The 8,367-nt window shown below is 58.6% G+C and carries 7 protein-coding genes; 3 read left to right on the top strand and 4 right to left on the bottom strand.

Translation table 11 applies throughout. The features are described 5' to 3' along the window. The first annotated feature begins 114 nt into the window (after nt 1-114). Nucleotides 115-696, top strand: a complete 582-nt coding sequence (locus CW742_RS03685; protein WP_292416613.1) for a cobalt-precorrin-7 (C(5))-methyltransferase — start codon at nt 115-117, stop codon at nt 694-696. Nucleotides 697-747: 51 nt separating this feature from the next. Beyond that, nucleotides 748-924 (top strand): hypothetical protein, encoded by a 177-nt coding sequence (locus CW742_RS03690; RefSeq protein ID WP_292416616.1) that lies wholly within the window; start codon nt 748-750, stop codon nt 922-924. Between the two features lie 629 nt (nt 925-1,553). On the opposite strand, the gene CW742_RS03695 is transcribed toward CW742_RS03690, so the two are convergent. The 4 genes from CW742_RS03695 to CW742_RS03710 all read right to left on the bottom strand — a co-directional run bounded on the left by CW742_RS03695 (nt 1,554) and on the right by CW742_RS03710 (nt 8,070). After that, complete coding sequence (locus CW742_RS03695; RefSeq protein ID WP_292416618.1) at nt 1,554-2,420, bottom strand: A/G-specific adenine glycosylase; 867 nt, start codon at nt 2,418-2,420, stop codon at nt 1,554-1,556. Nucleotides 2,421-2,803: 383 nt separating this feature from the next. Continuing rightward, entirely contained in the window at nt 2,804-4,609 is a 1,806-nt protein-coding gene (gene mutL / locus CW742_RS03700) for a DNA mismatch repair endonuclease MutL (protein ID WP_292416620.1), read from the bottom strand. After that, nucleotides 4,606-7,281, bottom strand: coding sequence for a DNA mismatch repair protein MutS (mutS, locus tag CW742_RS03705; protein WP_292416624.1), 2,676 nt, complete (start codon nt 7,279-7,281; stop codon nt 4,606-4,608). The genes mutL and mutS overlap by 4 nt, the downstream gene beginning before the upstream one ends. A 51-nt stretch (nt 7,282-7,332) precedes the next feature. Beyond that, nucleotides 7,333-8,070, bottom strand: a complete 738-nt coding sequence (locus CW742_RS03710; RefSeq protein ID WP_292416627.1) for a metalloprotease family protein — start codon at nt 8,068-8,070, stop codon at nt 7,333-7,335. A gap of 118 nt (nt 8,071-8,188) precedes the next feature. Between CW742_RS03710 and CW742_RS03715 the strand changes: the two genes are divergently transcribed. Then, nucleotides 8,189-8,367, top strand: a 179-nt coding sequence (locus CW742_RS03715) for a DUF255 domain-containing protein (RefSeq protein ID WP_292416630.1), incomplete at its 3' end; no start/stop codon positions are given.

Genomic DNA, 8,367 nt, shown 5'->3' on the forward strand with positions numbered 1-8,367 from the left:
CACCCCGGCCTTTCCCGCAATAGTTGAGAAGAACCTTGCTGCATTCAGGAAACGCTACCCGCAGATCCGGGTCGTGCTCGTGAACCGCGAAGGCGAGATTATTGGAGAAAGTGCATGAAGATTATCGGCGTTGGCTGCGGCCCCGGGCTGCTCACGGAACAGGCGATAAAAGAACTCCGCGCAGCCCGGAACGTGTACGGCTCGGACCGGGCCATCGGCATTGCCCGCCCGTTCCTCTCCGCCTCCTGCCGCGTGAAATCAATCGACGATTTCAAGGCCCTCTCAAGACTTCCGCAGGACTCCGTGATCCTCTCGACCGGTGACCCGATGCTGGCCGGGCTCGGGTATTTGCAGGGCGAAGTGATCCCCGGGATCTCGTCGCTCCAGATCGCAACCGCCCGGCTCCACATCCCGCAGTCGCGGGTCTCGGTGGTTGTTGCCCACGGGCGCGGGCACGAGAAGGGCATGGCCGACACGGTCGAGGAAGTGAAACGGGGAAAGATCGTCTTCCTCCTTGCCGACCCGAAATTCGATGACGAGGAACTGTATGCACGGCTCCAGCGGCTCGGGCTGCCGCTGCAGGTCGCTGTCTGCGAAAACCTCGGGTACCCGGATGAGAGGATCACGGTCGGGCCGATCGCAGAACCGCCCGTGACAACCGCGGATATGTACTCGCTTGTCATCGGGAATTTCTGACAACAACCTTTTTTTGTGGCCCGCTCCACGTACTTTTAAGGAACGATACCCATGGACAAGGCAACAAAAACCCAGATCAGCATTGCATTCTTCGTAACCGGTTTTGTGCTGATCGCGATCCAGGATTTGAAGCGGCTCGACACGATCGAGGTTGGGTTCTCGTTGCCGGACGCGATCATGGTCTATCTCGGCCTGATCTTCATGGCAATTGGGTACGACCTGAAATAACAAGAATTGCTTTTTTCCCGCTTTCCCGGGAAGGGCAGGCGCATCTTTTCCCACCTTGATCTCGCACTGGCGGTCACCGGTGCACATGGTCCGGACGAACCGGCCGGTGAAATCCTTGTTGAGCCGGGGGATGGCTGTCAGGGTGAAGGCCATGCACTTGCGGAACGCATGCCCCCCGGTGCTATCCGCATCGATTTTTCCGGAGAGGAAAGGGCATCTCTTTACGACGATGACGGCACCGTCCTTTGAGACGTCCAGCGCCTCGCTTTTAAACTCCGGGCCAAAGAGGATGACCATGATGATCCGCAGGGTCTCTGCAAGATCCTTTGCGGTCCCCACCGGAAGGGAAAGGGTCTTTGCGATCTCGAACGCAGATGCGGCCGCATCCATCCAGACTTCCTGCTCGATCTCGTCATACCGGTCGCCCAGTTCCGCCCGGAAAGCCCGGTCGTACAGAAAGGGCATTTTCGCAGAGAACCCTGCGGCAAGCCGCCATCTCACGTCATCAGGAATGGAGTTCAGGTCAGGCATGGTGCATTCCCCGTATCGTACCGGTGTATGGGAACCTGCATATTATCAACTGTTTGCTGGTGACAAACCCATAACGCGGAGGGCTTCCGGGCATCTCATCATTGTCCCTTGTCCATAATTGAAAAAGATCTTCCGGTTCGCGTGATGAATCCCTCATTTTCAAGGGCCGCGAGAATCCGCAGCGTTCGTCCAGGATCTTCATTAATGTGGCTGACAAGCACCTTTTCAGTCAGTTTTTTTCCCGAAAGGAGCTGCCTTAAGATCTCCCCGCGGATCTTCCGGTCAGAGCCTTCGAAGGCCGGCTGTCTGGAGTAGTGAACGCTTCGCCGGTTAGGGTTCGGGACGGACTTTTTGAGTTCTGTCCCATAGTCCATGAGCGCATTGTACCATTCGCGGGGATTCTTGCGGTACAGGGCCGCTTCGACCAGGGGCCGGATTGTGCTGTCATCAACAATGTCATTGTCCAGGAAGAAACAGTGGATGAAGACGCGCCGGATGTTCGTTTCGATAAAAACGACAGGCCGGTTGAAGGCAAAGGCGCAGATGGAGGATGCGGTGGCTTTGCCGATGCCCGGAAATGTTGCAAGGATCTCCGGGTCATCCGGTAACTGCCCATGGAATTCTTCCATGATGGTACGGGCACATTTCTGGAGCGCGATGGCCCGCCGGTTGTAGCCCATGCCCTGCCACTCTGCGAGGACATCAGCGAGCGGGGCTGCGGCGAGTGTCGGGAAGTCCGGGAACGCTGCAAGGAATTGCGGGAATTTTTCGGCTACGCGGCCTACCTGTGTCTGCTGGAGCATAATCTCGGAGACGAGGATAGCGTAGGGATCGGTTGTCTCGCGCCAGGGGAATTTCCGGCCGGAGGAGCGGTACCGGGAGAGGACGAGATCCTGGAACGAGGGAATATCCTCTTGCGTGAAAAGGGGGCCGGGAGCGGTGAGGCGTTGCTGGGTGGAGGGCATGGTTTCTGTTATCCATCTACGGTGGAACGAAACGGGTGATAAGGATTGAGGTGAGGGCAATTTCCTATTCAAAGTTTTTTTTAGAATCAATTGAGAGCGAGTCCCCCCCAATTCGAAGATCCCTTTGGGATCTTCTCATGTCTCATCTCTGATGATATTCGACATCCCCCCTTCCTTCAGAACTGCCGCCACAGGCAGGCAGTTCTTCAGGTGGGGGGTTCCGTTGATGGGAACCGGATCGTGAAATGATCTGAATTACGATTCTTCGCGGATTTAATCCGGAAATGTAGAGGAATCGTAAGCGTCCCCTGCCCCCTTGGGGGCAGGGATGACGCAAAGGGGGGGCGATCTGATAAGGAGGAAAAAAAAAATTTGAGAAAAGTTCAATTCCGCTTAAACATCCCGTCCAGCTGCTCCCGCGAGAACCGGATGATAGTAGGCCGGCCATGCGGGCAGGTGAACGGGTTCTTCGTGAGCCGGAGCTGGTCAGCGACACGCTGGCATTGTTCGGGTGTGCAGATGGTGCCGGCCTTGATGGCTCCCCGGCACGCGACAATGCGGGTGATCCTCTCGCGGTTGTCGACCCGCTCTCCGCGATCGGTGCTGACAAGGTCGCTGATGATAGCTTCCAGCAGGGACGTGTCCTCCAGTTTCCCGAGAACGATGGGGACAGTACGGACAAGGAAGGTGTCTTTGCCGAATTCCTCGATCTGGAATCCTTCGTTCCGCAGTGCTGGCAGGAGTTCAGTGAGCACGGCACTCTCTCGGGGAGTGCGGTGGAGCATGACCGGCGCGATCAATTCCTGTACGCGTTTTCCACTGTCGTCCTGTTGTCCTGCCAGCTCGTACAGGATCCGTTCATGCGCAGCATGCTGGTCGATGATCATGAGCTCTCCCGATGCGGTTGTAGCAAGGATATAGATCCCGCCAAACTCCCCTATGACCCGGAGCGGCGGGAGGGTTGCTGCGGGTGCAGGCCCGGGTGCGAGTTCGGTCTGGCGCAACCGCCGGTCGGAATCGGTGACTCCGGCATGGGTTGGTTCGCTGACAACCAGTGGTGTTGACTTGGGGAACTGGTAAGGGAGGGAACGGGGCAATGCAGTCATTGCAGCAGGAGCATCTGCAACAATGGGTTGTGGCGTTGCGGGTGGCCGGATATCCGGGATAAGGTCATGGCCCGCAAGAGTCTTTTTTATTTCATCGCGGACAGCGCCTGCAATCTCCGGCTCCCGTGAGATGCGGACGAGTTTCTTGGTCGGGTGGACATTCACATCCACAAGGGTTGTGTCGATATCGAGCGCGAGGAACGCGACCGGGAACCGGTCTTTGGGCAGGAGGGTGCCATACCCTTCCTTGATGGCATTGGTAATGGCAGGGGACGAAATATACCGCCCGTTGATGGAGAGGAAGATCCGGTCCCGGTCTTTCCGCGAGAGAGAGGGGCGGGAGATATGTCCCGTGACGGTTACGAGCGGGGCTGTCCCGGAGACCGGCACAAGATCGCGTGTCGTGGCTGTCCCGTAGATCCGGGCAATGGTGTCAAGCCGTGTCGCGTTCCGGCCGGTGACGATCTGCTCCGTTCCATTGTAGGTGAGCCGGAACGCGATTGTCGGGTGGGCGAGGATGATTCCTTCAAGAATCCCGATGATGTGTGCAAGCTCGGTTGCCCTGCTCTTCTGGAATTTTTTCCGGGCCGGCGTATTGTAGAAGAGGTCCTCTACGAGAATAGTTGTGCCGCCCGGTGAACCGACGGCACTGTTCTCCAAAATTTCACCACCGGCAATGACGATCCGTGTCCCGGCAGCGAGTTCATCGTCCCGAGGTCTCGTGGTGAGCGTAACCCGGGCAACTGCTGCGATGCTCGCGAGCGCCTCGCCCCGGAATCCCAGTGTGCGGATCGTGTCGAGGTCGCGGATCTCCGTGATCTTGCTTGTTGCATGCGGGGTGAAGGCAAGGAGGGCGTTCTCCCGGTCCATGCCCATACCGTCATCGGTGACGCTGATGGAGGTTATCTCGTTCTTCGATGCAATAACATCGATCCGTATCGATTGCGCACCGGCATCGATGGAGTTCTCGACCAGTTCCTTGACAACCGAGGCCGGGCGCTCCACGACTTCGCCCGCGGCGATCTTGTTGACGGTTGCCTGGTCGAGTACGCGGATAATCGTGGGGCTGCTGCCTTGTTTCATGGGGTCCCGCCATCCCTTTGTAGTTTCCGCTTCAGGTCAGCAATCGTTGCGAGCGCCTGGAGGGGAGTCATCTCGTCCGTGTTGATGGCCTCAAGTTCATCCAGTACCGGGTTCTTTACAGGAGCCGGGGCTTCTGCTTTGTCATCGACCAGGAGGATCTGGGTGTACCTCTGCGGGCGTGACCCGTTTTTTACCGGGGCGTTCAGGTCCTCATCGAGGAGCGCCTCTGCACGTTCGGTGACCTTCTTCGGGATACCGGCAAGCCGTGCAACATGGATACCGTAACTCTTGTCGGTTGCACCGGGGATGATCTTCCGGAGGAAGACCACTTCGTCTTTTGTCTCCTTCACCGCGAAATGATAGTTCTTCACGCGCTTCAGTTTTTCTTCCATGCCGATGAGCTCGTGGAAGTGCGTGGCAAAGAGGGTCTTTGGCCCTGCACTGCCCTTTCCGTGCAGGAACTCGAGCACGGCCCGTGCGATCGAGGAACCGTCCGCGGTGCTGGTGCCCCTGCCGATCTCGTCGAGGATTACGAGACTCTTTGGGGTGACATTGTTGAGGATGTTTGCCAGTTCCAGCATCTCGACAAAGAAGGTACTCTGGCCGCTTGCAAGGTCATCGAATGCCCCGACTCTCGTGAAGATCCGGTCGAGGATGCCGATCCGTGCGTGCCGTGCCGGGACGAAACTACCGGCCTGCGCCATGATACAGATGAGCGCGGCAGCCCGCATGTAGGTGGACTTACCGGCCATGTTAGCACCGGTGATGATCATGATCTGGGTGCCACTGCCAGAGAGTTCGGTGTCGTTCGGGACAAAGCCCCCGGAGACGCCCTGCTCCACCACAGGGTGCCTGCCATCGCGGATGACGATGGCATCGCTCTCGTCCAGCTGCGGGCGCACGTAGTTCCGCACCTGCGCTGCTTCGGCAAGGGCGGCGGCAACATCGAGAACTGCGATGGCGTTTGCGGTTTCCTGGATGGCAGGAATATCAGTTTTGAGGATTCCGAGGAGGGCGGTGTAGAGTTCGCGTTCCATCGCGAGCACACGCTCGTCCGCGTTGGTGATGAGTGTCTCTTTCTCGCGCAGCTCGGGGATCGTGTACCGTTCGCCCGTGGCTGTGGTCTGCTTGCGTTCGTACCGGGGCGGGACAAGCGAAAGATTGGGTTTCGTCACGTCAATGTAATACCCGAAGATCCGGTTGTATCCCACCTTGAGGGATCTGATGCCGGTTGCCTCGCGCTCCTTCTCCTGGAGTTCAACAATCCAGTCCTTCCCGGAGTGCAGCACGCCGCGGATGCTGTCGAGCTCGTCGCTATACCCATGCCGGATAACCCCTCCGTTCCGTGCAACTGCGGGCGGATCGTCGGCAATGGCGTTCCGGATGAGTGCGATGGTATCGGTGAGGTCGTGAATGGCGTCGATCGCTTCTGCTGTAAGTGCTGGTAAATTTTCCTGTGTGCCGGAAAGGCACTCCTTGAGGGCCGGCAGGCTTTCAAGGGTGTCTGCCAGCGCAACCAGATCGCGGGGCCCGGCATTCCCGTACGCGATCCGTGCCGCGATGCGCTCGATATCGGCGCAGGCCTTCAGGCTGTCGCGGAAGGCGATCCGTGCTGTCGTCCTGCCGGTAAGAAACTCCACTGCGTCCAGCCGACGGTTAATCTCGGCAATGTCCGTGAGCGGGCGGGAGAGGTACCGGTCCAGGAGCCGGCTTCCCATCGGAGTCTTTGTCTGGTCAAGCGAAGAGAGGAGCGTTGCGCCTTTTCCCCCCCGGATGCTCTCCCGCACCTCGAGGTTCCGGAGCGTGACTGCGTCCAGCACCAGCGATTCGGAGGAGTTCCGGAGCGAGAGGGCACGGATGTGGGTCAACGGGGCATGCTGGGTCTCCAGTGCATAGGCAAGGGCAGCCCCTGCCGCGCCGGTGGCACAGGACTCGCTTTCAAAGCCGAACCCCCCGAGTGATGCAGTACCGAAGTGCCCGCAGAGGAGTTTTTCCGCCCGGTCGCAGGTGAAGAGCTCGTCCCGGCAGGCATTCACGATAACACCCGTATCGCGGATACGATCGCGGAACAGGTCTGGAAGATTTGCCGGGACAATGCATTCTGCGGGCCGGTACCGGGCGATCTCCGATCTCAGGGATTCAAGAGTGGGGTCATGGGGGACAATGGCAGCGAAGAACTCTCCTGTCGAGATATCGAGGAGCGAGATGCCCCACTCTTTTTGTTTCGCATCCGGAAGAGCGGCCATCAGGTACGTGGCTGCGGTTGACGGAACAAGGGCCGAATCGATCACGGTGCCGGGCGTGATGACACGGGCGATCTCTCGTTTCACGACTCCCTTTGTGGTCTTCGGATCGCCGACCTGCTCGCAGACTGCTACGCGGTACCCTTTGGCGATCAGTTTTGCAATGTAGCCTTCCGCAGCATGGTACGGGACACCCGCGAGCGGGATGGGATTGTCCCCGCTCTTTGACCGGGAGGTCAGGACTATGTCAAGTTCGCGCGAGACCAGCTTTGCATCCTCGTTGAAGGTTTCATAAAAGTCCCCGATCCGGAACAACAGGATGGTATCGGGATGCTGCTCTTTCATCTCGTGGTACTGCTGCATGACCGGGGTCAGCCGCGCACCATTACCGTTCGTTTCCTTGTTCTCGGGTCCGGGCTCGCGCACCATGAGTGCAGATAGGTACCCCTCCGGATCAATTAATACCGATCTGATCGATCTTCAGCGGGCCAGTGGCCGGCTGATATACGCGTACCAGAGGAACAGGGGAAGCGAGAGTACAAGCGCGATGAGCCCGAAGGCGAGGCCGAGCGTAAATCCCATTCCTGCGATGCTCGTCACTTTCCAGAGGATGTCCACTGCCCACGGGATCCCGGAGAGGATGATGACAATGCCCAATGCAGCAACCAGCGCGATCCCGAAAGCTGCGTTCTTAAGATCCTGCGAACTCGGGGCCATGGAGAGGACAAGACTCGTTGTCAGGTAAAGATACAGCAGGAACCATGGATGGAACGCGGAGACGAGGTTCGTGTCAAAGATGCTGATCACGGAGACAGCGAGGGCATGGAGCGTGCCGGCGGAATCGATGGCTGACGGGAATGGCGGGAAGACACAAGCGAGGTATCCAGAAAAGAGCATGGTGATCCCGGACAGCACCAGCGGGATGCCGAAGAGTGGCGCAGAGCTGATGATGACATCGCCAAGCACCGGGATCTTCGGGCGCGTGTACGTGACAGAGCCACCCTCCCGCGACAGGAGGACAACCTTCGTGATCTTCGCTCCTGTCAGGATGCAGCCGATAACGTGGCAGCACTCGTGGACAATAACGCCCGGGGCCCGTACGATAAGGTAGAGGAACCGGAGCGGCAGGACCTGGGCCCAGAGGTTGTCGAGCATGACCGAGATACACATGACGGCAATGCCGGAAGCAATGACAATGAGGAAGGGAAGGGGATCCATGGTGACCGGACTGTACGAATAGTTGTCGTGAATGGAGTGATAAGCATACCGGCATGGAGCGGCACGAAGCCGATGTCGCTTCTGAAAGGCTGATATCCCGGAAGGCCCCAGTCAGCGTATGCAGAACCGGCAACCGGGCAGGTCGGGCGAAAAGGGCAACCGCCTCTTGCGCGAGAAGAGCCCGTACCTCCTCCAGCATGCAGAAAATCCCGTGGACTGGTTTCCGTGGGGTGAGGAGGCCTTCCAGCGTGCAGTACGCGAGGACAAGCCGGTCTTCCTCTCGATCGGGTACGCGAC

The sequence above is a fragment of the Methanoregula sp. genome, assembly GCF_002835825.1.
GTDB lineage: Archaea > Halobacteriota > Methanomicrobia > Methanomicrobiales > Methanospirillaceae > Methanoregula.

What these genes read in the sequence shown, in the direction of transcription:
- CW742_RS03685 (WP_292416613.1), top strand. Translation starts at nt 115, where the DNA reads ATGAAGATTATCGGCGTTGGCTGCGGCCCCGGGCTGCTCACGGAACAG.
- CW742_RS03690 (WP_292416616.1), top strand. Translation starts at nt 748, where the DNA reads ATGGACAAGGCAACAAAAACCCAGATCAGCATTGCATTCTTCGTAACC.
- CW742_RS03695 (WP_292416618.1), bottom strand. Translation starts at nt 2,420, where the DNA reads ATGCCCTCCACCCAGCAACGCCTCACCGCTCCCGGCCCCCTTTTCACG.
- mutL (WP_292416620.1), bottom strand. Translation starts at nt 4,609, where the DNA reads ATGAAACAAGGCAGCAGCCCCACGATTATCCGCGTACTCGACCAGGCA.
- mutS (WP_292416624.1), bottom strand. Translation starts at nt 7,281, where the DNA reads ATGGTGCGCGAGCCCGGACCCGAGAACAAGGAAACGAACGGTAATGGT.
- CW742_RS03710 (WP_292416627.1), bottom strand. Translation starts at nt 8,070, where the DNA reads ATGGATCCCCTTCCCTTCCTCATTGTCATTGCTTCCGGCATTGCCGTC.